Source organism: Streptomyces sp. CNB091 (assembly GCF_000377965.1).
Genome location: NZ_KB899003.1, coordinates 202752 through 227706, shown reverse-complemented (window position 1 = coordinate 227706; position 24955 = coordinate 202752). Strand labels below are relative to the sequence as shown.

General features: G+C 68.6%; 26 protein-coding genes and 1 pseudogene. 15 read left to right on the top strand and 12 right to left on the bottom strand.

From position 1 onward, the window contains the following. Positions 1-63 precede the first annotated feature (63 nt). Complete coding sequence (locus D581_RS0124760) at positions 64-1146, bottom strand: hypothetical protein (protein WP_018959880.1); 1083 nt, start codon at positions 1144-1146, stop codon at positions 64-66. Positions 1147-2018: 872 nt separating this feature from the next. Between D581_RS0124760 and D581_RS1000000140030 the strand changes: the two genes are divergently transcribed. From D581_RS1000000140030 to D581_RS1000000140020, 5 genes are all read left to right on the top strand, one after another. Then, the gene (locus D581_RS1000000140030; RefSeq protein WP_078625917.1) at positions 2019-2768 is read left to right on the top strand and encodes an ATP-binding cassette domain-containing protein; all 750 of its coding nucleotides are present in this window, start codon (positions 2019-2021) and stop codon (positions 2766-2768) included. A 62-nt stretch (positions 2769-2830) separates the two neighbouring features. Next, entirely contained in the window at positions 2831-4000 is a 1170-nt protein-coding gene (locus tag D581_RS0124745; RefSeq protein ID WP_158688633.1) for a DUF7224 domain-containing protein, read from the top strand. Further along, positions 3997-4575, top strand: a complete 579-nt coding sequence (locus D581_RS0124740; protein ID WP_158688632.1) for a hypothetical protein — start codon at positions 3997-3999, stop codon at positions 4573-4575. The genes D581_RS0124745 and D581_RS0124740 overlap by 4 nt, the downstream gene beginning before the upstream one ends. Before the next feature lie 649 nt (positions 4576-5224). Then, entirely contained in the window at positions 5225-5407 is a 183-nt protein-coding gene (locus D581_RS1000000140895) for a hypothetical protein (protein WP_199787830.1), read from the top strand. Positions 5408-5492: 85 nt separating this feature from the next. Further along, on the top strand, positions 5493-5960 hold the full coding sequence (locus tag D581_RS1000000140020) for a hypothetical protein (protein WP_078625916.1): 468 nt from the start codon (positions 5493-5495) through the stop codon (positions 5958-5960). A 223-nt stretch (positions 5961-6183) separates the two neighbouring features. Here the strand turns inward: D581_RS1000000140020 and D581_RS1000000140015 are convergent, their stop codons facing one another. The 3 genes from D581_RS1000000140015 to D581_RS0124720 all read right to left on the bottom strand — a co-directional run bounded on the left by D581_RS1000000140015 (position 6184) and on the right by D581_RS0124720 (position 9468). Further along, entirely contained in the window at positions 6184-7416 is a 1233-nt protein-coding gene (locus D581_RS1000000140015) for a VanZ family protein (protein ID WP_158688631.1), read from the bottom strand. 207 nt (positions 7417-7623) lie between these two features. After that, positions 7624-8025, bottom strand: coding sequence for a hypothetical protein (locus D581_RS1000000141365; protein ID WP_158688630.1), 402 nt, complete (start codon positions 8023-8025; stop codon positions 7624-7626). A gap of 990 nt (positions 8026-9015) precedes the next feature. After that, a complete protein-coding gene (locus D581_RS0124720) occupies positions 9016-9468 on the bottom strand; it encodes an ATP-binding protein (RefSeq protein ID WP_018959872.1) in 453 nt (150 codons plus the stop codon). Between the two features lie 250 nt (positions 9469-9718). Between D581_RS0124720 and D581_RS0124715 the strand changes: the two genes are divergently transcribed. From D581_RS0124715 to D581_RS0124705, 3 genes are all read left to right on the top strand, one after another. Continuing rightward, a complete protein-coding gene (locus D581_RS0124715; protein ID WP_026290873.1) occupies positions 9719-10570 on the top strand; it encodes a Scr1 family TA system antitoxin-like transcriptional regulator in 852 nt (283 codons plus the stop codon). 13 nt (positions 10571-10583) lie between these two features. Then, a complete protein-coding gene (locus tag D581_RS0124710) occupies positions 10584-10778 on the top strand; it encodes a DUF397 domain-containing protein (RefSeq protein WP_018959870.1) in 195 nt (64 codons plus the stop codon). A gap of 288 nt (positions 10779-11066) precedes the next feature. Beyond that, positions 11067-11477, top strand: a complete 411-nt coding sequence (locus tag D581_RS0124705) for a hypothetical protein (protein WP_018959869.1) — start codon at positions 11067-11069, stop codon at positions 11475-11477. 82 nt (positions 11478-11559) lie between these two features. On the opposite strand, the gene D581_RS0124700 is transcribed toward D581_RS0124705, so the two are convergent. Further along, complete coding sequence (locus D581_RS0124700) at positions 11560-12039, bottom strand: hypothetical protein (protein WP_018959868.1); 480 nt, start codon at positions 12037-12039, stop codon at positions 11560-11562. A 267-nt stretch (positions 12040-12306) separates the two neighbouring features. On the opposite strand from D581_RS0124700, the gene D581_RS0124695 reads away from it, so the two are divergent. Continuing rightward, positions 12307-12945, top strand: a complete 639-nt coding sequence (locus D581_RS0124695) for a maleylpyruvate isomerase family mycothiol-dependent enzyme (protein ID WP_018959867.1) — start codon at positions 12307-12309, stop codon at positions 12943-12945. A gap of 118 nt (positions 12946-13063) precedes the next feature. Here D581_RS0124695 and D581_RS0124690 read toward each other — a convergent pair whose 3' ends face one another. Next, positions 13064-13759, bottom strand: coding sequence for a hypothetical protein (locus tag D581_RS0124690; RefSeq protein ID WP_018959866.1), 696 nt, complete (start codon positions 13757-13759; stop codon positions 13064-13066). A gap of 220 nt (positions 13760-13979) precedes the next feature. Continuing rightward, entirely contained in the window at positions 13980-14390 is a 411-nt protein-coding gene (locus D581_RS01000000137670; protein WP_018959865.1) for a MerR family transcriptional regulator, read from the bottom strand. 133 nt (positions 14391-14523) lie between these two features. On the opposite strand from D581_RS01000000137670, the gene D581_RS0124680 reads away from it, so the two are divergent. From D581_RS0124680 to D581_RS0124665, 4 genes are all read left to right on the top strand, one after another. Next, the gene (locus tag D581_RS0124680) at positions 14524-15600 is read left to right on the top strand and encodes an alkene reductase (protein ID WP_018959864.1); all 1077 of its coding nucleotides are present in this window, start codon (positions 14524-14526) and stop codon (positions 15598-15600) included. Between the two features lie 173 nt (positions 15601-15773). Then, on the top strand, positions 15774-16709 hold the full coding sequence (locus D581_RS0124675; protein ID WP_018959863.1) for a phosphatidylinositol-specific phospholipase C domain-containing protein: 936 nt from the start codon (positions 15774-15776) through the stop codon (positions 16707-16709). Positions 16710-16805: 96 nt separating this feature from the next. Continuing rightward, entirely contained in the window at positions 16806-17252 is a 447-nt protein-coding gene (locus D581_RS0124670; RefSeq protein WP_018959862.1) for a helix-turn-helix domain-containing protein, read from the top strand. Between the two features lie 32 nt (positions 17253-17284). After that, entirely contained in the window at positions 17285-17827 is a 543-nt protein-coding gene (locus D581_RS0124665) for a PIN domain-containing protein (RefSeq protein ID WP_018959861.1), read from the top strand. 35 nt (positions 17828-17862) lie between these two features. Here the strand turns inward: D581_RS0124665 and D581_RS0124660 are convergent, their stop codons facing one another. The 5 genes from D581_RS0124660 to D581_RS0124640 form a co-directional block, all read right to left on the bottom strand. Then, a complete protein-coding gene (locus D581_RS0124660) occupies positions 17863-19221 on the bottom strand; it encodes a HAMP domain-containing sensor histidine kinase (protein WP_486585880.1) in 1359 nt (452 codons plus the stop codon). A gap of 128 nt (positions 19222-19349) precedes the next feature. Beyond that, a complete protein-coding gene (locus D581_RS0124655; RefSeq protein ID WP_018959859.1) occupies positions 19350-20084 on the bottom strand; it encodes a response regulator transcription factor in 735 nt (244 codons plus the stop codon). Positions 20085-20172: 88 nt separating this feature from the next. Beyond that, entirely contained in the window at positions 20173-21273 is a 1101-nt protein-coding gene (locus D581_RS0124650; RefSeq protein WP_018959858.1) for a trypsin-like peptidase domain-containing protein, read from the bottom strand. Positions 21274-21367: 94 nt separating this feature from the next. Next, the gene (locus tag D581_RS0124645; RefSeq protein WP_018959857.1) at positions 21368-22408 is read right to left on the bottom strand and encodes a LacI family DNA-binding transcriptional regulator; all 1041 of its coding nucleotides are present in this window, start codon (positions 22406-22408) and stop codon (positions 21368-21370) included. A gap of 189 nt (positions 22409-22597) precedes the next feature. Then, positions 22598-23404: a response regulator transcription factor gene (locus tag D581_RS0124640; RefSeq protein WP_018959856.1), complete on the bottom strand. Its 807-nt coding sequence runs from the start codon at positions 23402-23404 to the stop codon at positions 22598-22600. Positions 23405-23719: 315 nt separating this feature from the next. On the opposite strand from D581_RS0124640, the pseudogene D581_RS1000000138695 reads away from it, so the two are divergent. Both D581_RS1000000138695 and D581_RS0124630 read left to right on the top strand, forming a co-directional pair. Beyond that, a pseudogene (locus D581_RS1000000138695) lies at positions 23720-24638 on the top strand (alpha/beta hydrolase). Between the two features lie 59 nt (positions 24639-24697). Beyond that, on the top strand, positions 24698-24952 hold the full coding sequence (locus D581_RS0124630; RefSeq protein ID WP_018959854.1) for a MoaD/ThiS family protein: 255 nt from the start codon (positions 24698-24700) through the stop codon (positions 24950-24952). Positions 24953-24955: the final 3 nt, after the last annotated feature.

Genomic DNA, 24955 nt, shown 5'->3' with positions numbered 1-24955 from the left:
GAAAGCCATGCGTCAGTGCCGTCCGTGCCGTCCGTGCCGTCCGGGCCGGTGCGCTCCGCCCGATCAGGCGACGGCAGTTCGTGTGTCGTCGCTCCGGTGCGTGCGGTGTTCGCGGCAGTCGCGGCAGTGGCCGGGGGTGGGGGAGCGGAAGGCTCGGTCGCAGTCGTCGCAGGTCTGGAAGGGGGTGACGGTGATGCGGGGGCGGATGGGGGCGGCGAGGTCGCGGACGCCGGGGAGGGGCGGGGGCAGGAGGGCGGTGAGCCGGTGTTTGAGGAGCAGGGCGGGACACCTGAGGGGGTGGGGCAGGTCGGTGGTGAGGGTGCGGCGGATGGCGTCGGGGTGGGCGGCCCGTTCGAGCCAGGCTGCGACGCCGGGGGCCAGCTGACGGATGTCGGCTTCGGAGAGGGTCAACTCCGGTGTGTAACGGCGTAGGTCGCTGAGGAGCGCGGTGGCGGCGCGGTCGAGTTCCGGGGTCAGGTCGTCGGGCTGGGGGAGAGGCGGGGGTGGGGGCTTGGGCGCGGTCGGGGGCGGGACCAGCGGTACGAAGAGTGGGGGCGGCGGGGACGGGGCTGGGGGCGTTGCGGGGGAGGGCGGCGTCGGTACGGGCGGGGGCTCGGGCATGTCCGGCTCGGGCGCGGGCGCCGGTGCCGGGGCGGGCGAGGGCGCGGGCGCCGTTGCCGGTGCGCACGTGGGCGCTTCGGTCGGTGCCGGTGCCGGTGCCTGGGGTGTGGCTGTTACGGCGGGTCGTTGGGGGCTCGCCGCCGGACGGGGGCGTAACAGCGCTGTGGGTTGGTTGCAGAACACCGTGCGGGTGATGACCCGGCCGCTGGGGAGCCGTTCCCGGACGCGTTGCAGGTAGCCGAGGGCTTCCAGTTCGCGCAGGGCGGTCGCGATGCGCTTCTCGCCTTCCCGGCAGTGGGCGGCGAGCGCCTTGATGCTCACCTCCACGCCCTGGGGCAGTGACTGGATGCGTACGGCGATGCCGATCGCGGTGCAGCTGAGGTCGGGGTGCTGGGCGAGGTGGTTGCCGACGACGGTGAAGCGGTCGGTGTGCGGGATCGCGATGTGGATCACGCCACGGGCCGGGAGCGGCCCGGGAATCTCTGCCAGGGCGCGCGTGAGCGCAGTATTCTGCTGGGTATCCATCGGGAAGCCCTAACTTCCTTGGTGGTCAGGCCCTCGGTTGGGATTGCACTCCCGGTCGGGGGCCGACGTATGTCCGGTGTGGTCTGGCGTGAGCATATGCCGGACAACGGGTCCGAAAGCGAGCCGAGTTGGCAAACCTCACCCGTGTGGGTGACGAGCCCCTGGGATGCGTCAGGTGGTCGCCGGGGTGGGTCGGGTGGGGTTCTTTCTCTTGTTTCTTTGAGTAGTTGATGTCGCGCTTCACCAGGTCGCGGCGGCGAACGATCCGGTCGGGGATCGACCGGCACGCACCGGGTCGCGGCGGCGCACGACCCGGTCGGAGCAGCCGTTGCTGGCGGCGTTTGAACTCACGGCGATGATGGCGATTCACGTGTACCGGACAGAAGCAGGATCCTCACGCGCCTGATGTTCGGTCACGTGGTGTTCCAACACCCCTGGAAACGGGCTCTGGTGGCATGATCCCCTGAGGGCGCCTCCGGCACCACCCTCTGGAACAGCTCCCACAACTCGTCCGGAACCAGCCGCTCAACGATGCCCACCGTGGCCAACACTTTACCGAGTCGTCTAAATGAGATGATTCTGAGGTTCGCCCTTATCGACGATGGCCGAGTGCTTGAGTGTCGGCTCGTTTGCCACGTTGAAGGCGCGAGGGTGCCTGTAAAACGTGAGCCAGGGCCTGCCGATGTTGCTGTGCTCCAAGCCATGACCGAAAGTGGCCGTTGATCAATTCTGTTTATCAACTTACGCTCTCACCGTTTGGCATGTGACAGGAGCGTGGCGCTCTTGTCGGGGCGGGCATGCCTAATCACGCTGCCCCCCGGCCCCGCGTATACCGCGGGGGCGGGGGCGAGTCCCGTCGATGAGGTTGACCCATGCCGTTGCACTACCAGTCCTGCACGTTCCGCTACAGCCGCAGGACACGTCCTGTCATCGACAGACTCGATCTGAGTTTCTCGCCGGGCAATACCGTCCTTCTGGGCCCGAACGGAGCGGGTAAGAGCACGCTTCTTGCGCTGGGAGCGAGCGCGCACGCCCCAGGGGAAGGAAAGATCTGCTTCGGCGAGTTGTGGTCCACCAACAGCAGGACTCTGCAGTCCTACCGGCGCAAGGTCTCCTGGTTGCCCCAGCGCGTCAACTTCCTTCCGAGAATGTCTTGCCGGGAGCATGTTGCCTACGTCGGCTGGCTCAAGGGAATGCGGGAACGTGACGCATGGCGTGCCGCTCCCGCAGCGATCGAGCGTGTCGGGCTGACGGCGAAGATCAAGGACAAGGTTGGGACCCTCTCGGGAGGGCAACAGCAACGGCTGGCCATTGCGCAGGCCTTGGTGCATGACGCGGAGCTCTTACTCTTCGACGAACCCACGGCAGGCCTGGACCCTGCCCAGCGACGCCGGTTCCACGATCTGCTCGTCGAACTGCGAGGAAGCGTGCACGTCATCGTTTCCACACATGACATTGCCGACCTGGATCAAGCCTTCGACGAGGTTGTCGTCCTGGAAAACGGGGCCCCGCGATTTCAGGGCGGAGTAGCCGAATTCGCGGACCACGCCGATCCGCAGAGTGTTCCAGGACGACGCCTGGAGAGCGCCTATTCAGCTCTGCTGGGATCGGTGGAACAGTGATCTCTCTCGGGAATCTGCGTGCATCCTCCGCGCCATGGTTGATCCTCCCGGCGCTTTTCTACTTGAACAGCTTCGTGACGGAGGGAAATTTCTGGGGAGTTCACGGCTACGGCCTCGCATCGGGCGAGTTCGCCTCGTGGGGCATCACAGCGATCGCTCCGGCAGTGGCCGGGGCTGCCGCCTGGGAAGCCGGCCGCCAGCGGCACGTACAGGACCTGCGGAGCGTCAGCTCCCGAGGTCCTGTACGCCAGTGGTTGTGGGCGTCCCGACCGGTCTTCGCGCTGCACCTCGGCCTTGTCGTCGGCGCCCTGATCATGACCAGGATGACCGTCGGGGTCTGGCCGACCGCTTCCGGCCTGCTCGCCGTTGGGCACCTGTTGGTACTCCCGTGCGCCTGGATAGTCATCGGCTGGGTGGTGGGGCTGCTGTGTCCACGCGCTGTTGCCGCGTTGATCGCTGCGGCCGGCAGCTGGGTCTGCCTGGCTGTACCGCAGTCCATGAGTGCCCCGGCATGGCGGCATCTGAATGGCTTCATCACCGAGCAATCGACCCTCACCGACACTCTGGACCCACTCGTCTATCTTGTTCCCTGGCTGGTCACCGCAGGAGTCACTGTGGCTGTCGTGCTCCTGGTGGGCGTCCGCCGCAGGCCTTGGCTGGCCGTGGTGAGCGTGGCCGTTCTGGCAGCCACGATCTTCACAGGCAGAAGTCTTGTATCGGACTGGGGACACAGCCCGCTCGCGAACGCACGTGTCGGCCACACCGTATGCGTCGGCAAGTCCCCGACGCTCTGCCTCCCCGAAGAGTACGAGGAGAAGGCACCCAGCCTGCGCAACAGCTCCCTTACCGCACTGGAAAAGCTGCGAGCCTCTGGAGTGCCCTCGCCCCGGACGCTGCGACTGGCCTCCGATGAGCTCGACCTCGAACCGGGTACCTGGCCCCTGTACTGGTCCCCGGAGAACAGCACCGAGCAACTCCGCGTCGATCTCGCACGATCGGCCGTCGCCGGCGTCGCCGCACTCCACGGAGTACGTGACTGCCGCCAGCCGTACCTGGCCGATACATGGGCGCTGCTGGTCGTAGGCATAGACGAAGAAGACGTGCGGGCGAGCGTTCCTGAGCAGGACTGGAAGCAGGTCCAACGCATCCGTCAGCTTCCGGCCGAGCAGCAGACCCAGTGGTTCACCAAGGCCGCCCAAGACCAAACCCACTGTGTAGGGGGGACGACGTGAAGCTCTACTTTTCCGTCGTACGACGCTGGTGGGCCGTGCCGCTGGCGCTCCTGCTGCTGGCAGTGATCTGCTGGTTACTTGGCGGGACGGAAATTCCCGTACCGGCATTTCTGGGCGGCATGGTCAGTACCCGTGTCCAGTACTTCACGCCGCTCCTCGTTATCGGGGCTGTCCTCTACTGCCTTGAGCGACGCCTGGACGCTCCCGAGAGGACAGCAGTCGTGCGCGTGGACCGCTGGGACCTCGTGGCCGTCACGGCCGCCGTAACGTTGTCTCATCTCCTGGGCTTCACCCTGGGCATGGACATCCCACGCAACCTGATGCTGCTGCTCGCTGTGGCTCTGGCCGTACGACGGGTGAGCAACGAGGCAGCAGCCGGCGCGGTCTGCCTGCTGCTCCTGTTGATCAGCGCCAGTCTCGGCCGCGCGTTCCACCCTTCCGGGAAGCCAGCAGCTGAGTGGTGGGCTCTCACGCTCTATCCATCCGAGAGCCTGCCCGCGTGGACTGCGGCGCTTGTCCTGTTCGGATTGGGGCTACTGGCATCAAGCCGACGTCAGTCAGCAGCGCATAGCTGACTCGCGGTCAGCACAAAACACCCGGTATGGACTGAAGGAAGCTGGGCCGCCGACTCGGACAGATGGACGGCAGCTCGGCCTCCACCCGCTCCGGGCCCAGCTCTCAGTTCCTGGCCTGACCCGACGGGTTCGGCTGCACGCTCACCGACTTCTTATCGGCGTAGAGGTCCTCGAACACGTGAGGTCGTCATGATTCGCCCTTCCTGTGGCGTCGCCAGCAGATCAGGCTGCGTGCCAACGAGGTGAAGGCGTCGTGGTGTCGCCGTCAGGTGGTGGCTGCCTGTCTTCCGCCGCTCGACCGGCGACGGACCGGCCGAGGCTCCCCCTTCTTCGCGCGGACATGGGAGCCATCGACGCAGGCGCACGCCCAGCCGAGCTCGTCAGCCGCGTGCAACTCGGCGAGTAACAAGCGATGCAGCCGGTCGAAGACATCAGTACGCTGACACCGCACCAGACGCCGCCAAGCGATGTCCTGGTGCGGGACGAACAGGGTGCCCCCGCAGACACCGCCGATCATTCACCGGCTTCGGGCCTGGCGACGGCTCCGGCCAGGGCGGCGGCAGCGGATCGATCAGCGCCCACAAGCCGTCATTCACGATCCACGGCCGAGTCATCACACGCCAACGGCTTCCCTCATATCCGCGTAGCCATGGGCGTCGAAGCCGGCCTGGAACGACTCTGCGTCGACCGGCAACTCGAAGAGGCCCTGATCCACGTACCCGACCCACTCCGCCTGGCCGAGGTGTTCAGCCTCGACGAGAAGACAGCGATGCGCTACGCGTACTCAGCACGAGCTCTGCTGGAACAGCCCGTTGCACAGCACCTTCGCTGAACTGCTCGACCGGGATGCACCGTGAAGGGAATCATGAGCGAGTGACGACGTCCGAAGCAGGAGCCAGTAGTTACCAGGAGGCGCCATGACCACCGAGAAGCAGACGGGCAGACGCCGAGGTTGTCACCAGGAGCGCGTACTTACGGAAGACGGCACGGTCGTACACCACGAGGTCGCCCCCCTCGGAGCCTGCGACGGCTCCGATCGCTACCCTCTCGGTCCCAAACTCCTCGGCTGCACCTGGGCCGCGAGGTATCGCGTAGATGGACGTGACCATTCGCGCATCCCCTACTACGCCGATGAGGGCACCTATGCCCTGCACGGAACCCTTTCCGAGGCACATGCCGAGGCCGAGCCCCACATCCGCGCTCGCCTCGCCGAGCTGAACAACACCACTCCCGACAGGATTCATAGTCTGAGCTTCAGTATCCGCCCAGTCACCCATAAAAGGGGCCCGGAAGACCCCTATGGCGTGTACACCAAGCCTGTCCCCGAGTACACGATCCGCAAGGGCCCCCGCAGCGACAATGGGACGGCAGCCCACGCCTTCTGAACTGCGCTGGACCGTCGCGGCTCAGGTCTACGGCACGGGTGCGGGCTGCCCGTGCTCACGTCGTGAACGGCGACGTCGAACGGGCGATGAGGTCTGGGGAATGTCACCAAAACGGGCCATCGGCGTTCGGCATAACACTGTCAACTTATGGTCCGCTTACCCGTGAAACTCTTCCCGAGTACTTCGCAGGCTTTCAGCCACAGCAATTCTGCATCGTAATCGTTCAGTTGGGAAGTTCTCCGTAATTGACGTCTATGATCTTCCCGGTATTTGCGTGAATCATTACTGACGCCACCTGCTGACCAGCGGGAACTTCTTCTGCAGTGGACTCTACGGGAGGGAGCCTGAAATTGACTGCCCAGCGTGTCTCCCAGTTTCCGTCTTCGTTCTTTTGTACAAGTATTTCCGAGCTGTCAAATTTTCCGGCTGGCACTTTGCCCGTGGCGACTTTTCTAGCCTGTGCAGCTGTCAAGGCATGAGCAGGAGGGGCTGCTGGACCAGGTTCATTTCGGCCTGTGAAGGCAGAAATTCGTCCGTTCGGTTCAACTACGACGTCCATTCTCATAGGCATGAGGACACCGTCTACTCGCGTCCGCCACCCAACTGTTTTTTGTCCAGTGCCTGGCACCGTCGGGTCCACCATCGGCTGGCTCCCGGCGAGAGCCCAGGGGAACCTACTGCGAACGAACGATTCAGCCTGTTGAATCGCATTATCATCTGATTTCAGCTGCTGGTTCTCTACGCCTGGTAGTGACTTTGCGAGAGTGGATCCAGTGACAAAACTTTCGGATTCTGTGAAGTTCAAGAACCCATCCTTCAGAGTGACAAGGGTTTGATCCGCCTGACCCCCTTCTCCCTTCATATGCTGAATGCTGGAGATCTCGGCTCCTTTCCCATAGATTTTATTAACCATCTTTCTGGCTTTCTCCTGCTGCGCAGAACTGGCTTGCGTCAATTCTGATACCTCGGTGAGGACTGTAGTGACTGCTACAGACCCGATGCTCAGCACTACTACGGCACCCCCCAGGAGAGTGCCGGCTGCCCGAGAGAGATCCTGCTTGCTGAAGACTCTCAAGCGCTGCGCGCCATCAGATTGTCTTCTCGTGTGCATAAGGGCGGCTGCAGCCGCCCCGATTACGGCTCCCAGGCTGTTGGCCACGAGGTCTTCAGATGTGCAGGAGCGGCCTATATGCGAAGTGACTGCTTGGGTAAGTTCAGTGGTCGCCGAGAGCACAGTGCAACTTGCGGCCATCAGGGCAGGTCGGCGGAACAGGGCGACGGCGAAGAAGGCGAGCGGAATGTACATCGCAATGTTCATCAAGCCCTGCTGAGTCAACAGCGGAGTGAACGGGTCACGGTTGACCCAGCAAGTTCCTGATGCGCCTGCGGAGGTATGAATCGGATACAGTGTGGCAACGAGTTCTCCTGCAACAGCCCACCCGAGAAGCACTGCCATAGGCTGCGACAAGCCTCGCCTCCGAGCAACATAAAGCATGAAGCAGCTCAGAAAAAGACCGAATATAAGGAATGTAGGAACCAGCCACGGGTTCTCTCGGAAAATTGCGCTGATCACGGGGGCCTCGGCGAAGCATAGAAGAGAAGAGAGAATAGGACCGGCCTGCGGGCCGCACCTTTAAAGGAGCGGCCCGCAGATGGTGATGCGTCAGCAGCTGGTAACTGGCGGAGTCTGGAAGGTCTGCTGGCCGGTCACCTGCATCATGCCGACCGCGGACCGGCAGGTGCTGGTCACGTATGCGTTTTTCCACGTCGTACGCTTCGTGGTGTTGGCCGACTGGTTGAAGTAGCCTGCCCAATGGTTGGATCCGGAGTAGGAGTAGCCGAACCTGGCGTTAATCGAGGCTCCTGAATCCTTCTCGTACGAGACAACCACGTTCATTCGGTTTTCAATGACGGTAGCTGACGAAAGGAATATGCTCAGCCGTCCGCTGCTGAGTGATGTGCACGATGTGGTGTGTCCGCAGTTCCCTGCGGCAACTGCCGGCGATGCCCCCACGCCAAGCGCGAGAACACTACCCATTGCCACAACCGCCGCCATCTTCTTCACGCTTTCCCCTTTGTCGTCACGAAACCATCACTTTGCTTTGCGCAGTGAAACTACATCGTTACAGTGCGTCCCGGCTAGGGGTGTCACCAAACGCCTTGATTAATTCTAAATATGGTCAATGTTGCCCCTTGGTGTCCAATCGGACAAAGTTCGCAATAGTGGGTAGTCTGGCTGCGGGGAATCTATGCAATTCACCTCTTTAGGGCGTCGGGAAATCCGTAAACCCGATCACCGTCGACCTGTGGCGTTGTCATTGCAGAAAGGTTTCTGCCAAAGCTGTCTCCTTTTCGCCCTGTCTGCATGCTGTTCCAATCGGCCTCGTTACCGGCGCGTCCGTAGCCTCGATCTTTCGTGACGGTCTGCCGTCTTCTGCGGTAAGACGGTTCGGCGTTCGGTCAGGTGATAGCCCGGCCGTCCCGTCGGGTGAGCGCCGGTCTCCACGGCTCTGGTGGAATGCTGCGTCTCGCGGGTGTGGAACGTGTTGGCCAGCCGGGGTTCGGGAGAGCTTCGAGTCGTGCCAGGGTGTCGGTGATGCGCAACTGGCTGTCGTGGCAGGGCTGTTCCTTTCGGACGAGCAAGTAGGCCCACGACGGTAATGCGACAGGACCAGCAGACGCACAGCTGCGGCACCGAGTCAGTCGCGGCCGTGGTGGTAGCACGGCACGCCAAGACCTCGGGAATCGTCGGCTGTCAGCGGCGCGACCCGTGCGCTTCTCCTCCCCTGACACCTACCTGTACGGCAGCGGCGCGGGCCGTGGATGCCGCCCTGGTGGACACCTGTCAGACGCCTCGGCGACCCGCATCAGCATCGTGGAGCCCCGCCGGTCCTCCCCGGGGCGTGTTCCGCGGCTTCTTCGTAGTGCCGCCGGCCGGACGGGTCGGAGCCCATCGGCGGCGTTTCCCTGGCGGTGGGCCCCGGAGCGAGGGCGATCCCGGCGGCGAGCACGCCGAGAACGACGGCCGACACCGCGAAGCCCCACGGAGTGACGTTCACGGGGTCGGCGCCGGCTGCCCGAGCGTGAACCAGACGGCCTTGCGCCCCGGGTGCCGGCGATCGCCGCCGCGCGTCCCCCAGGCCAGCGCCAGGCTCTCCACCAGGACGAGCCCCCGCCCGCCCTCCGCCTCCGGGCCTGCTCCCGGCGCGCCGAGCGCGCCGGTGAGCGGGCTGCCCTCATCCGTGACGGTGACGGTGACCCTCTTCCTGTTGACGGTCGCGTGGACCCGGATCAGCGGTGTACCGGTGTGACGGTGGGCGTTGGTGACCAGCTCGGTGACGCAGATCCGGGCGTCGTCGACCAGCCCGAGGTGTCGGCTGACCTCCAGCAGCGAGGTGACGAAGTCCCGCGCGAGGCGTGGAGCGCTCGCGGTGTTCGGGAGGGTGAGCCGATAGAACTCGCCTCCGATCCGGTTTGGCTGTACGGGAGTTGTCGTTGCGGCGGTCATGTCGGTCTCCCCATGCGGTCCGGTTCGGTGAACGGGTGCGCTGCGCCCGGCCCGTGGCGATGGCCGCATCGCCGCACGTGTCAACGCGCGGCGAAGCGGCTGCACTTCGGGACGACCCGTGGTGAAGCGCGGCGTGAGGACGACCATAGCGGTAAGTCTCACTTGTGCTACGGCTCTGGAAAATTAAGGGACCGAATGGATTACCGTGGGCGTGCCAGCCACACTGGGAGCCGACCAGAGGAGATCGTCGATGCCACCGAGGAAGGCGCCCACGGCGCGGCAGTGTCGCGTGGGTGCGGAGCTGCGCAAGATGCGGCAGCACGCGGGCCTGGCCCTGGCCGAGGCCGCCGCCCTGCTCAGTACGGATCGCACCGCCATCAGCAACACGGAGTCCGGGCGCTTCGGTGTGAGCGGCGAACGGGTGCGTGCCTGGGCCGGTGGCTATGCGTGTCCTGACGAGGCCTACGTGGATGCGCTCGCCGCGATGGCCGATGAGCGGGGGCGGGGCTGGTGGGAGGAGTATCGCTCCGACCTGACCAGCGGAACGCTCGACCTGGCGGAGCTTGAGCACCATGCCGTCGGCATTCGGGCGGTGCTGATTATGTACATGCCGGGACTGCTCCAGAACGAGGACTATGCGCGCGCCGTCTTCGCGCAGGCGGTGCCGGAGCTGCCCCCGGCCCGCAGGCGACGGCTGCTCTCCCATCGGCTCAAGCGCCGAGATGTTCTCGACCGGGAGAACCCGCCGGCCTGCACGTTCCTCATTCATGAGGCGGCGCTACGGATGACGTACGGCGACTCGGGCGTCGCGCGCGGTCAGTTGGAGCACCTGCTGCGCGAATCGGAGCGGGACAACGTGACCATCCGGGTCGTTCCCTTCGCCGCCGGTGGTTTTCCGGAGACGGGAAGCTCGACGCATTATGTCTACGGTCCTGTTCCGCAGCTGGATACCGTGCAGACGGACACGGCAACCGGGCCCGCGTTCCTGGACGCCGAGACGCGTCTGAGGAACTATCGGGCGGCGATGGACCGGGTCGAGGAGCTGTCCCTCGACCCGCGGAAGTCGAGAGACTTCATTCGTGAGGTCGCGCAACAAGTGTGAAGGCGTGAGGTACGTGGATATTCAGTGGCGCAAGTCTTCGAAGTCGTCGGGGGCCGAGGGCAACAACTGCCTGGAGCTCGCCGAGCACGGCGGCGAGATCCTGCTGCGTGAGAGCGACAACCCGGACGTGATCGTCCGTACGACGCGCACCAAGCTTCGGGCGTTCCTGGGCGGTGCGAAGGAGGGTGAGTTCGACGACCTGGCCTGAGCAGCCCTGATCCGGTAGTGAGCGGTCCCCATCGGCGCAGACGGGGGCCGCTCTCTCGTTCGTATCACTTGTTTATCTAGCCAGAATCACTCGTTAGACGTCAAACACTTGATACGCATGTGCATCACGCGCTAGCTTCCAGATGTGCCGCCCCGTCACGTGGCGGCCAACTCCCCTTCTGTCTGCGCCTGTTAGGGGAGTCGCGAACCAGTGCGCCCCCTCCCCGCAGCTCGTCACGCCGGCCGTGGGCGGGGGGTGTTCCTGGTGTCACGTCAGGAGGCCCTTGCCATGTGCGACCCCGACCCCGACCCGACGCGGCTCGAAAGCTCCGCCCTGCACGCCTACTGGTGCGAACGCTCCACGTACCCCTTGTTACGCGGCAGCGCCCCCGACACCTTCGTCCGGTACTCCGTGCCCACCGCGACCGAGGCGATCCGGCTGTTCCAGGCGGAGGCGCGGGCTCTCGTGGCGAATCTGGCTCCCGACGCGCGTCGCGAGGCCCGGGAGCGGATCGACGAGGGTGGCCGCGTGCGCGCGATCGCCGCCCTGCATCGGGGGCGGACATGCGGGTTCTCGCTCGGACACGGCGATCGGTGGACGGAGTGGACCGTACGCCCGTACCTCGCGTTCTCCGTGGCGGCCCGGCACCTGCTGCCCGTCCTGCCCCCGGGATGCTGCCTGTGCGGGGCGCCACGCTAGGGCCGACCGGATGGCGAACGGGATCGGCCCGGTGGGTGGTGTGCGCACACCACCCACCGGGCCGAATCCGTTCGGTGCGGGATCAGCCCCGGTTCGCGGCCAGGGAACCGCAGTTGGTGCCGTTCTTGCCGGCGACCTCACCGGAGATCTCGCCGCGCCACGTCACGCACAGGCCGCGTGCGTCGAGATAGACCGGGCCCGCGTACGTCGTGTAGTAGCCCGTGTCCGAGACGGTCGTTGTGGGCGAGGCGAACCCGAGCGAGGCCGTCATGTGCACGGCCTTTCCGGGCGTGGTGCGGACGGTCACCACACAGTTCTTGCCGGTGGCGGAGCTGTAGGTGAGGAAAACGGTGCCCTTGGTGCCGATCTGCGCCGAGTTCACCACGGAGTAGCCCCCGCCGCAGGCGCCGTTGTACTTCGCGGCCGCGGCGGCCTTGGGTGCGGCGGTGGCCCGCTGGGCCGTCGGCTCCGCCGCCACGGCGGCCGGGGCGAGGGCGATCGCGGCGCAGGCGGTGGCGGTGACGGCGGCGCCGATGGCTGACGCGCGTCGGATGTTGGTCATGTCGTTCCCCGGTTTCTCGAACGGTCATGGCGGGACGCCTGGTCCGGCGCCCGGATCCCCACTCCTCGAAGTGGCGTGGGTCACGTCCTGTTGGATAGACCGTGACGCGGTGGAGTTGTGCTGTCCGTGCGCTGTTACGAAGTCATGACACAGTTGGACAAGATCACCTTTCTTGATCCATTTCCGGTGGTCCGGGATGCGATGAGTTCCGGTGGCGCCCCCGGTCTCCTACGGGAAATGTGGTCACCGGTTCGAGTGGAGGCAGCCGTGGAGAGCGACACGAAGCGCGGGATCTGGCGGATGGTGCACGCCGAGCGCGCCGCGCTGGCCGACGACCTCGCGCGGCTGGACGCCGGGCAGTGGGACGCGCCGTCGCTCTGCGAGGGATGGACGGTGCACGATGTGGCCGCGCACCTGGTGGACACCGCCCGTACGACGCGGATCGGCTTCGTGGCGGGCCTCGTACGGGCGCGGTTCGACTTCGACCGTCAGAACGCGCGCGGCGTGGAGCGCGAACGCGGGGCGTCGCCGCAGGAGACGCTGGCGCGGCTGCGGCGGGTGGTGTCGCGGACGACGACTCCTCCGGCCCCGCTCGACACCCGGCTGGTCGAGGAGGTCGTCCACGGCGAGGACATCCGCCGTGCGGTGGGCCTGGTCCGCTCCTATCCGCAGGAGGCCGTGGTCCGCGCGCTGCGCCTTCAGACGCGTACGCCGGCGGCCTTCGGCGGGGCGAAGGAGGCGGTGGCGTCCGTACGGCTGACGGCGACCGACGCCGACCTGTCGATCGGGGAGGGGCCGGAGGTGACGGGTCCCGCGCTGTCCCTGCTCCTGGCGGTGTCGGGCCGGCGGCAGGCGGTCGAGGAGCTGAGCGGGCCGGGGGTCTCCGCGTTCACGGCTACCGCCTGAGGGCGATGAGGGAGGTCCGTTCCCTCGCGGTGCGGTGCGGGCGCGCGCCGCGACCCGGCCTCCGTCCGGGTGCTGAGGGAAGCCGGGTCGCGGGAGGCCGGGTCGCGGGCGGGCGGTGTCAGCCGACGATGTTGTACAGGTCGAACTGCTCCCAGGAGCCGGTGACGTCGGCGGAGCGGGCGCGCAGCGTGTACTGGAGCGAACCCGTGTAGCTGTTCTCCATCGCGACGAAGAGGTTGTTCAGGGTGGACCGGAGCGCGTAGAGGTTCAGGTCCTCGTTGTAGTAGAGAACGAACCGCTCCCAGCCGCCGGCGGTCGTCGAACGGGCCCGCAGCACGTTCTGCGCCTGGCCGGTGAAGTTCTTTTCGACCGCCACGTAGCGGTTGTTCGCGAGGGACTTGAGAGCGATGGTCTCGCTGGCCTCGTCCCACTCGAACGCGAAGCTCTCCCAGGCGCCGAAGACATGGGTGGAACGGGCTCGCACCGCACCGGTGTTGGGCGCGGCGTAATTCACCTCGGTGACCGCGAACTTACCGTTGCGCATCGACTTGATGGCCATGGGGCCGGAGTCGTCGGCCGGGGCGGCGGCGCTTCTGCCGGAGGCGGACAGGGACTGCTGTCTGTCGGTCGACTCGGCGATGTGTGCCAGGTCGTCGCCGTTCACCTTCTCCCAGCCTGCGGGGGCGCCACCTGCGGAGACCTCGCGCGTGGTGCTGTCGGCCGGACGGTCGTCGTGCGGGGTGGCTCCGGCCGCCGGGGCCGCCAGGACGGAGGCGGTCAGCAGGGCGCTCAGGGAAAGGAGGGCGGAGGTCATGCGTCGCACAGGTCTTCCTCGCTTTTCATTGCCGCGCATTCCGGAATCCGGAATGCGCGGAGGGTGGAGAGAAAGGGGTCCGGGCGTCGCTCGATCGCGCGCCGGAGGTCCCGAAGTGGCCTCAGACTAAGGCCAGTTCGAGATCTCCGGTAAAGGTTTTCAGGGCGGCTCGGAAATTCTGGAGACGGTCGCGCTGAATATATTCTTCCGCTGTTTTCCGTTAAGGAAGGCGACCTGCTGTGTCTTTGTCGCGGACACTTCCCGCCCCCGGGCGCAGCGTGCTGCGGTGGGTCCGGTTCACGGCCATCAGGACATCCAGGGCGTCCCGGGTGGAGCGGAGGTCGTCGATGTGCGCGGAGAGCCGCTCCCGTTCCTGTTCCATGCGCTCCATCGCCGCGTCGGAGGTCTCCTCGCTGGGGGCGTCGACGCAGGGCAGCAGCTCCATGATGGTGCGGCTGGACAGGCCGGCGGCGTAGAGCCGCTGGATGAAGTGGACCCGCTCGATCTCGGCCTGCGTGTAGTGCCGCTGACCGCTCGGGCTGCGGCTGCTCGTCAGGAGCCGCTGCTCCTCGTAGTAGCGCAGGGACCGGACGCTGGCCCCAGTGACGGCCGCGAGTTCTCCGATGCGCATGGTGTGGCCCCTCCGCTCCCCGCCGAGAGGATCGCCGTACGGGCTTGCCCCTCACATTGATGTCAGGTTTTAGCGTAGCGCCGTACCCGGTTCACGGGTGCTTCGGAGCTGATGGAGCCAGGAGATTCGCGCCATGAACCAGAGCCTTTTCGACAGCTACCGCCTCGGTGACCTGCGGCTGCCCAACCGGGTGGTGATGGCGCCGATGAGCCGCGTCCGGGCGGCCGCCGGAGGGCTGGCGACACCGTCGATGGCCACGTACTACGCGCAGCGGGCGTCCGCCGGGCTCATCGTGAGCGAAGGGGTGCAGCCGAGCCTGGTCGGGCAGTCCAACCCCGGTACGCCGGGACTCCACACCGACGAGCAGGTCGCCTCGTGGCGGCCGGTGACCGCCGCGGTGCACGCCAACGGCGGCCGGATCTTCGCCCAGATCATGCACGGCGGCCGGGTCTCGCACCCGGACACCAACGGGCTGCGGCCGGTCGGGCCCTCCGCCGTCGCTGCGGTCGGCGAGGTGTTCACCCCGACGGGCCCGCAGCCCGTGCCGGTGCCGCGCGCCCTGGAGACGGCCGAGGTGCCCGAGCACGCCGAGTCCTACGCGTCGGCTGCCCGCCGGGCCGTCGACGCCGGGTTCGACGGCGTGGAACTCCACGGCGCCAACGGCTACTTGATCTCCCAGTTCCTCTCCTCGAACGCCAACCTCCGCACCGACCGCTACGGTGGTTCGCTCGCCAACCGGGTGCGGTTCGCCGTCGACGCGATGGCGGCGACCGTCGACGCCGTGGGCGCGGCCAGGACCGGCATCCGGCTCTCGCCGGGCGGGGCGTTCTGGGGCGTCGAGGAGCGGGACGTACCCGAGCTCTACGCCGTACTGCTGGCGGAGCTGGCCCGTCTGGAGCCGGCCTACGTGCACCTGGAGGCGACGGTCGACGAGGAGGTGCTGGTCGCCCTGCGCCGGGCGTGGCCCGGCACGCTGATCATGAACCCGGTGCTGCCGATGGGGCCCGAGCGTGCCGGGCGTTCGGACGCGGACCGCTGGCTCGGTCTTGGCGCCGATCTCATCAGCTTCGGCCGGGCCTTCATCGCCAACCCGGACCTGGTCGAGCGGATGCGCGCCGGGCTGCCGATCGCCCCGGAGGACGAGGCGACGTACTTCCAGGGGGGTGACACGGGGTACGTCACCTACCCCTCGTACCAGCACGCGGGCTGAACCGGCGAGCACGGCCGGGGGCATCGCCGGAAGAGGAGGGGGTCCGGTCCACCTCCGCAGGGGGACGGGGGCCCGCCCTCTTCCGGCGATGACGTGTGCCCGTCAGAATCCAAGGGCTCGGGAGGCCAGACACCACCCCCTCCACCCCCCACGGCCCTTGGAGGCACCCGCCCATGTCCAGCCCCAGCCCCACGCGCACGCCCGGTCCCCCGTCCCGGCCCTCCCGCAGGAGCTTCCTGGCCGGCGCCCTCGCCGTCTCCGCCACCGCGATCGTCGGCGCGGCGCCCGCCGTCGCCGCCACGCGGGAGGCCGGCCGGGCGGTCCGGGGGACGCATGACTGGATGGCCGCCCTGTCCGACGGCACCGCGCTCCGGCGGCTCACGATCCCGGGCACGCACGACTCGGGGGCCCGGTTCGGCGGTCCCTGGTCGGAGTGCCAGAACACGACGATCGCCCAGCAGTTGACCAGCGGCATCCGCTTCCTCGACATACGGTGCCGGCTCATCGACGGCTCGTTCGCGATCCACCACGGGGCCTCGTTCCAGAACATGATGTTCGGGGATGTCCTCGTCGCCTGCCGGGACTTCCTCGCCACGCGGCCGACCGAGACCGTGCTGATGCGGGTCAAGCAGGAGCACTCGTCCGCGAGCGACGCGGCGTTCCGGGCGGTCTTCGACGACTACCTGGACGTACGCGGCTGGCGGTCGCTGCTCCACCTCGACGCCACCCTGCCCGACCTCGGCGGGGCCCGGGGCAAGGTGGTGCTCCTCGCGGACAACGGAGGGCTGCCCGGGGTGCGGTACGGGGACCAGGCCCTCTTCGACATCCAGGACGACTACATGGCGGAGCCGTTCGCCAAGTACCCCAAGATCGAGGCCCAGTTCCGCAGGGCGGCCCAGCAGCCGGGCAAGTTCTTCATGAACTACGTGTCCACCGCCGCCCTGATGCCGCCCCGCTGGAACGCCGACCGGCTCAACCCGCAGGTGCACTCCTTCCTGGAGCGCGCGGAGACCGCCGGATGGACAGGGCTCGGCATCGTCCCGCTGGACTACCCGAACCAGCGGTCCGGCCTGGTCGAGTCGCTGATCCGGCACAACCCGACGGGGTGAGCGACGGGGTGGGCTCGCGGCACGGGCGCCTCGGAGTCGCCTTGCGTTTCTTTCGAATTATGCGATGCTGGGTTCACTCTCAAAGGAGACCGAGCTATGCACAGCACCGCGGAGGACCGCACGCTTCTGCCCGAGCACCGCGAGGAAGTCGCCGAACTCCTGGCCTTCCTCGACCGGACGCCGGCTGCTGCCGAGCCCGCTCTGCTCCGGGGCCCCGACGGCGCTACGCACAGCCTGCCTCCAGAGGTCTACGAGGCGCTCATGGTCGTCGTGCACGCCCTGGCGGAGGGCAAGGCGGTGACCGTGGCGCCCGTGAACACCACGCTGACCACGCAAGAGGCCGCCAATCTGCTCGGAGTCAGCAGACCGACCTTCGTCAAGATTTTGGACGAGGGAGGCCTGCCATTCAACCGGCCGGGACGACACCGCAGGGTCCTCCTGGCCGATGTCCTCGACTACAAGGAGAAGCGCCGCACACAGCGTCGCCGGGGTCTGGACGAGCTGGCCAGACTGACTGAGGAGTCCGATCTCTACGGTGGCTGACCGCCTGATTCCGCCAAGCTGACTGGAGCGATGTGCAGCGCGTCGTCCTGGATACCTGTGTCCTGTATCCGAACTACCTCAGGGACACTCTGCTCCGGCTCGCGGAGGCCGAGCTCTACGAACCGCTCTGGTCGGTCGATATCCTGGACGAGCTGACCAGGAACGTCGCTGAGCGGATCGGGGATCAGGCAGCCAAAGGGCTCGTCGACGCCATGGCGGGAGCGTTTCCGGAGAGCCTGGTCTCCGGATACACGGCGCTCATACCCGCCATGACGAACGACCCCAAGGACCGGCATGTCCTGGCGGCGGCGATCGGTGGGCACGCCCACGCCGTCGTCACGCTGAACCTGAAGGACTTTCCCGCTGCGGCATCCGAGCCGTACGGCATCGAGGTGCTGCACCCCGACGAATTCCTGCTCGACATGTTCGACCTTGCTCCGGTCGAGGTCGGCATCGTCCTTCACACGCAGGTGAAGAGCTACCGGCGTGAGCCCCGTGATCTGCATGGTCTGCTCGATCGGATCAGCGTCGGCGGAGCTCCCCAGTTCGCAGCCGAGTACCGCCGCCGTCTTTGAGCCCCTGCCCGGGCCTCACAGCCCCTGCCCCGGCCTCACATCCCCGGCGGCGGCGTCGGCGCCCCCGGCAGCGTGAGCGCCGCCACCGTGCCGGGGCCGGGGTCCGGGGCCGGGCGCAGGGCGATCGAGCCGCCCGCCTGGTGCACCGTACGGGCCACGATGGACAGGCCCAGGCCCGAGCCGGGGAGCTGACGGGCGGTCGGGGAGCGCCAGAAGCGTTCGAAGACGTGCGGGAGATCCTCGGCGGGGATGCCGGGGCCCCGGTCCCGGACGGTCAGCTCGCCCCGGTGCAGGCGTACGTCGACCGTGCCGCCCGGCGGGCTGAACTTCACCGCGTTGTCCAGGACGTTGACGATCGCCCGTTCCAGGGCGGCCGGCTCCGCGCGTACGTACCAGGGGGCCAGGTCCTCCGTGATCGTCAGCTCCGGGCCGCGCAGGCGGGCGCGGCGCAGGGCGGTGCGGGTGGTCTCGTGCAGGGCCACCACCTGGAGCGGGCCGGGCTCGGCCGCGTCGGGGCGGGCCAGTTCCTGGAGGTCGCCGATCAGCGCGGCCAACTCCGTCATCTGGGCCTTCACCGAGGCCATCAGCGCCTTGCGGTCCTCCGGCGGGATCATCCGGCCCGTCTCGTCGCTGCGGGCCAGCAGCTCCACGTTCGTCCGGAGCGAGGTCAGCGGGGTGCGCAGCTCGTGGCCGGCGTCCGCGATCAGCTGCGCCTGGCGGTCGCGGGAGGAGGCGAGCTGGGCCGTCATCGAGTTGAACGAGCTGGAGAGCCGGGCGATCTCGTCCTCGCCGTCCACCGGGATGCGTACGGTCAGGTCCTCGGTGCGGGCCACGTGCTCGACGGCCTCGGTCAGCTCGTCGACCGGCCGGAGCCCGGCGCGCGCGATCCACAGCCCGGCCGCGCCCGCCCCGACGACACCGATGCCGGAGACGGCGAGCAGCACCCAGGCCAGCTGGTTCAGCGGATCGGTGACCTGTGCCATGGGGACGGCCACGGAGACCGCGAGGCCCGGCCGGTCCGGACCGGCGGGCGAGGTGTGGACGCGCATCTTGGCACCGTCCTCGGCCTTCGTGGTGTGCGTCGCGTCCTCGCGCAGTCCGGCGGCGACGGCCCGGTCCGTGGCGTCGATCGGGATGGCGGACCTGCCCGGCACCGTGCACGGCTTCGCACCCACGGCCGGCACCAGCTGGATCGTGTACGGGCCGGTCACGACCTGGAGGTCACCGGGCAGTCCGCTGGTGCAGGACGCCGTCAGCAGCCTGATCGCGTTCTCGTTGGGCTTGACCTGGGACAGCGTCGTGTCGAGCTGCTCGGTCAGCCGGTCCCGGGTGGTCAGCCAGCAGGCGGCGGCCACCGCGGCGACCGCCACCGCGACCGCCGTCGCGACCAGCATCGCGAGCCGGGAGCGCAGCGGCAGCGCCCGGAACCGGCGCACCGGGCTCACGCCGGCCCGCTCCCGCCCGTGCGCGGGGGCGCTCACGCCTCCCCGCTCCCGCCCACCCGCTGCGGGCGCCGGACCGCTCACGCCTCCCCGCTCCCGCCCGTGCGCAGCGCGTACCCCACCCCGCGCACGGTGTGGACGAGGCGCGGCTCGCCGCCCGCCTCCGTCTTGCGGCGCAGATACATCACGTACACGTCCAGGGAGTTGGAGCTCGGCTCGAAGTCGAAGCCCCAGACGGACTTGAGGATCTGTTCCCGGGTCAGCACCTGGCGCGGGTGGGACAGGAACATCTCCAGCAGCGTGAACTCGGTACGGGTCAGCTCGACCCGCCGCTCGCCCCGGGTGACCTCGCGGGTCGCCAGGTCCATCCGCAGGTCGGCGAAGGAGAGGACGTCGTCGTCGGGGGCGTCCGCGCCCGCCGCCGAGGCGTAGGAGCTGCGGCGCAGCAGGGCCCGGATGCGGGCGAACAGCTCGTCCAGCTCGAACGGCTTGACCAGGTAGTCGTCCGCGCCCGCGTCGAGGCCGGTGACCCGGTCCCCGACGGTGTCGCGGGCGGTGAGCATGAGGATGGGCGTGGTGGAGCCGGTGGCCCGGATGCGGCGGGCGGCGGTGAGACCGTCCATCCGGGGCATCTGGATGTCCAGGACGATGAGGTCGGGGGCGTAGGACTCGGCCATCGCCAGGGCGTCGTACCCGTCGACCGCGACCTGTGTCCCGTATCCCTCGAAGGCGAGGCTGCGCTGGAGCGCCTCGCGCACGGCCGGCTCGTCGTCGACGATCAGGATGCGCTGGGGATCGTCTTCGGCGGGGCTCATCGCTGTCTCGTCCTCTTCTCGTGTCGACCTGGTCCGTCCCGCCCTGCGGGGGTGCCTCAGCCTTGCACGGCCGGGGTGCTGTGCGGGATCAGGAGCCGTCGCCCGCGCGCAGGGTGTCCAGGTCGGCCTTGAGGGTGTCCACCGGGATCGCGAAGCCGAGGCCGACGCTGCCCGCCGCGGAACCGCTGCCCGCCGCCGAGGAACTCGGCGCGTACATCGCGGAGTTGATGCCGATGATCTCGCCGTCCATGTTGATCAGCGCACCGCCGGAGTTGCCGGGGTTGAGCGACGCGTCGGTCTGTAGCGCCTTGTACGTGGTCGTCTCCTCGCCCGTGTCGCCGTTGAACTGCTGTCCCCCGAACTCGAACGGCCACTGCCCGGAGCCGCCGCCCTGCCGGCCCTGGCCCTGTCCCTGATCCTGTCCCGAGCTGCCGGAGTCGTCCTTGGCGACGGTGACGTCCCGGTCGAGCGCGGAGACGATGCCGCTGGTGACGGTGCCGGTCAGGCCCTCGGGCGAGCCGATCGCCACGACCTGGTCGCCGACCTTGACCTGCGAGGAGTCGCCGAGCGTCGCCGTCTTCAGGCCGCTCGCGCCCCGGAGCTTGATGAGCGCGAGGTCCTTGGCGGGGTCGGTGCCCACGACGTCGGCCGTGTAGGTCCTGCCGGTGGAGAGGGTGACCTGGATCTGCCGCGCGCCCGAGATGACGTGGTTGTTGGTGACGATCTCGCCGTCCTCGGTGATCACCACGCCCGACCCGGTGGATTTGCCCGCCGACGAGGCCGCGCCGATCTCCACGATCGCGGGTGAGACCGCCTCCGCCACGCCCGAGACGGTGCCCTTGCTGGACTGCGAGACGGTGGTGCCGTTGACCGCGCCGCCCGAGCCGGTGGCCCCGGCCCCCCCGCCGTTCAGCTGGCCGACGAGGGTCGCGGTGCCGCCGCCGACCACGCCCGCCGCGAGGGCCACCGCCGCCAGCAGCGCGACCGGCCGCTTCGCCCGGCGGCTGGTGGTGGGGGCGCTGGGGGCGTACGGGGGCGGCGGCGGGTAGCCATTGGCCGTACCGGCGTACGTGGTGCCGTCGTACGCCGTGCCGGTGTGCGCCGTGCCGTCGTACGCGTACGGGGAGGCGTACGGGGTCGGGTCCTGGTCCGTCGGGTGCGCGCCGCTCGGGCGAAGGTTCTCCGTCATGTGCACCAGGCTGGTCAGCGAAGATGAGAAGGGCCTGAGTACGTCCTGAGAAGCCCGGAAGAACCGCGTATGCCCGCTGTAAAGGCCGGCCGGGTCAGGCCGGGGACGTGGGCTCCCCGCAGCCGCACGAGCGCCGGACCACCAGCGCGGAGGGGAACTGCTTCAGCCGCTCGCGCCGCGACCCCGAGACCCGCAGCGAGTCGTCCAGCACCAGGTCCACCGCCGCCCGCGCCATCGCCGGGCGGTCGGAGTGGACCGTGGTCAGCGGCGGATCGGTGAGGCCGGCTTCCTTCACGTCGTCGAAGCCCGCCACCGCCAGCTCGCCCGGCACGTCGATGCGCAGCTCACGGGCGGCCCGCAGCACGCCGAAGGCCTGGTCGTCCGTGGCGCAGAAGATCGCCGGGGGCCTGTCCGGGCCCGCCAGCAGCCCGAGGGCCACCTGGTAGGCGTCGTAGCGGTTGTACGGGGCCTGGAAGAGCCGGCCCTCCGTGGAGCGGCCCGACTCGTGCATCGCCCGCCGCCAGCCCTCGACGTGGTCGGCGACCGGGTCGCCGACCACCGGGGTCTCCTCCGTACCGCCGAGACAGGCCACGTACGCGTTGCCGTGCTCCAGCAGATGCCGGGTGGCGAGCTGCGCGCCGCCCACGTCGTCGGTGACGACGGCGACGTCGTCGATCGCCTCGGGGCGCTCGTGCAGCAGGACGACCCGGGCGTCCCAGGCCTCGATCTCGGCGGCGGCGCGCTCGCTGGGGCCCTGGCTGACGAGGATCAGCCCGGAGACGCGCATACCGAGGAAGGCCCGCAGATAGTGGACCTCGCGCTCGTCGCGGTAGTCGGAGTTGCCGACGAGCACCATCTTCCCGCGCTCGGCGGCGGCCTGTTCGACCGCGTGCGCCATCTCCGCGAAGAACGGCTGCCGGGCGTCCGGCACGATCATTCCTATGAGGTCCGTGCGGCGCGAGGCCATGGCCTGGGCGACCCGGTCGGGCCGGTAGCCCAACTGCTTGATCGCGGCGAGCACCCGCTCGCGCGTGGCCGGGGCGACCGGCCGGGGTCCGTTGTTGATGACGTAGCTGACGACCGCGGTCGACGTCCCCGCCAGTCTCGCCACATCGTCCCGCGTCACCTTGGCCACGCGCCGCAGTCTACGCGGATGGACCCAGGGGGTGTCCGGTGAATCAGGACCGGGGTCACGACGCCTGGCACGGCACCTCGCGGCGTTGCCGAAACGTCCGAATCGCTCCGCGATGAGGACGCTCCGGCGCCTTGCGATGCACCGCACCAGACGCCGCGCCCTATCCGGCCCTGACCCACCGGACACCCCCTACCTCTTGGCAGCCTCCACCGGGGCTTCTTCCGGCACCGTGGCCGAAGAGGACTGCTCCGAACGGGCGACGGGGCCGGCCGCCCTCTGCTGGGCGGCGGCCCGGTCCTTCGCCTCCTCCGCCGCGCGCTCGACCTTCTCCGGCGTGACGAAGCGGTAGCCGACGTTGCGCACGGTGCCGATCAGCGACTCGTGCTCTGGGCCGAGCTTGGCGCGCAGTCGCCGTACGTGGACGTCGACCGTCCGCGTACCGCCGAAGTAGTCGTAGCCCCAGACCTCCTGGAGGAGCTGGGCGCGGGTGAACACCCGGCCCGGGTGCTGGGCGAGGTATTTCAGCAGTTCGAATTCCTTGAACGTCAGGTCCAGGACCCGGCCCTTGAGCTTCGCGCTGTACGTCGCCTCGTCGACGGAGAGATCGCCGTTGCGGATCTCCATCGGGGAGTCGTCGGAGGTGATCTGCCGGCGGCCCATGGCCAGCCGCAGCCGGGCCTCGACCTCGGCCGGTCCCGCCGTGTCCAGCAGGACGTCGTCGACGCCCCAGTCGGCGGTGACGGCCGCGAGACCGCCCTCGGTGACGACGAGGATCAGCGGACAGCCGGGCCCCGTGGACCGCAGCAGCTGACAGAGCGAGCGGACCTGCGGAAGGTCGCGCCGCCCGTCGACGAGGATCGTGTCGGCGCCCGGGGTGTCCACGAGGGCCGGCCCCTCGGCGGGGGCCACCCGCACGCTGTGGAGCAGGAGCCCGAGGGCGGGGAGCACCTCCGTCGACGGCTGGAGTGCGTTCGTCAGAAGCAGCAGTGAACTCATCGCCGGCCACCTGCCTGGTTCGGTCGATCATGTTGCACGGTTCGCTCGCCCATTACGTCGGTCCTCCTCGTTCCCTGCGAGAGGGGCACTCCCGGGTCGGGCCCGGGGGAGTATGCGGCACTGCTTCGTACGTCATGCGGTCATGCGGTCATGCGGTCATGCGGTCGTGCGGTCCGCGTCATGCGGGTTTCACGGTGCGGTCCCGCGCCCTGGGACCGCTGAGCTTGTGGAAACGTCGTGGTAACAACGCGGGTAAAGCACAAAAGGACCCGGGGGCTGCTTTGCCCGGATCCTCTTCGCAGCAGAATAGCCCACATGAGTTCCGTGTCCGAGGGTCGATTCCCGGGTTCCTCTGTTCCCTTGCTCACGCGACCCCCACGATTCGCCACGTTGCTGACGGATGACGGCGTACCGGTCGAGGCGGTGTACGAACCGTGTACGGCGGGTGCCGGGACGCCGGGGGACGAAGCGTTCGAGCGGCCGGCGGCGACCCTCGCGATCGTCGTCGCGCACGGGTTCACCGGCTCGGTCGACCGTCCCGCCGTGCGGCGCGCGGCAGGGGTCTTCGCCCGGCGTGCGGCCGTGGTCACGTTCTCGTTCCGGGGCCACGGGCGGTCCGGCGGGCGCTCCACGGTGGGCGACCGCGAGGTGCTGGACCTGGCCGCCGCGGTGGCCTGGGCGCGGGAGCTGGGGCACTCCCGGGTGGTGACGGTCGGGTTCTCGATGGGCGGCTCGGTGGTGCTCCGGCACGGTGCGCTCCACACGGCGGAATCCGTGGCGGGAGAGGCACCCGTTCGTGTACCGGCGCGCGCTGGGCGCACGGGGAGTGCGGGGGCGCACGCGGACGCGGTGGTCTCCGTCAGCGCTCCCGCTCGCTGGTACTACCGGGGGACGGCCCCGATGCGCCGGCTGCACTGGGTGGTCACCCGCCCCCTCGGGCCGCCTCGTCGGGCGCTACGGATTCCGTACCCGCATCGCGACCGCAGACTGGGACCCCGTCCCGCTCTCCCCGGTCGCCGCGGTCCCGCTGATCGCCCCGGCCCCGCTGCTGCTCGTGCACGGCGACCGGGACCCCTACTTCCCGCTGGACCACCCGAGGATGCTGGCCGAGGCGGCCGGGCCCGGTGGCGCGGAGCTGTGGCTGGAGCGGGGGATGGGCCACGCCGAGAACGCGGCGGACGACGCCCTGCTCGCCCGGATCGCCGACTGGGCGACGGCCGCACCCCGCGCGTGACCCATCATGGAGAGCTGACGCACGAGGCGTCCGACGAACCGACCCGAAGGAGTGGCGCCATGGCAGCGGGGACGATCCGCTACTGGGCCGCGGCCAAGGCCGCGGCGGGCACCGCGGAGGAACCGTACGCGGCGGAGACCCTCGCCGAGGCGCTCGACGCGGCGCGTACAAGGCACCCCGGCGAGCTGAGCCAGGTGCTCCGGCGGTGCTCGTTCCTCATCGACGGGAACCCCGTCGGGGCCCGTGGGCATGAGACCGTACGCCTTGCCGAGGGCGGCACGGTCGAGGTGCTCCCGCCGTTCGCAGGAGGGTGAACC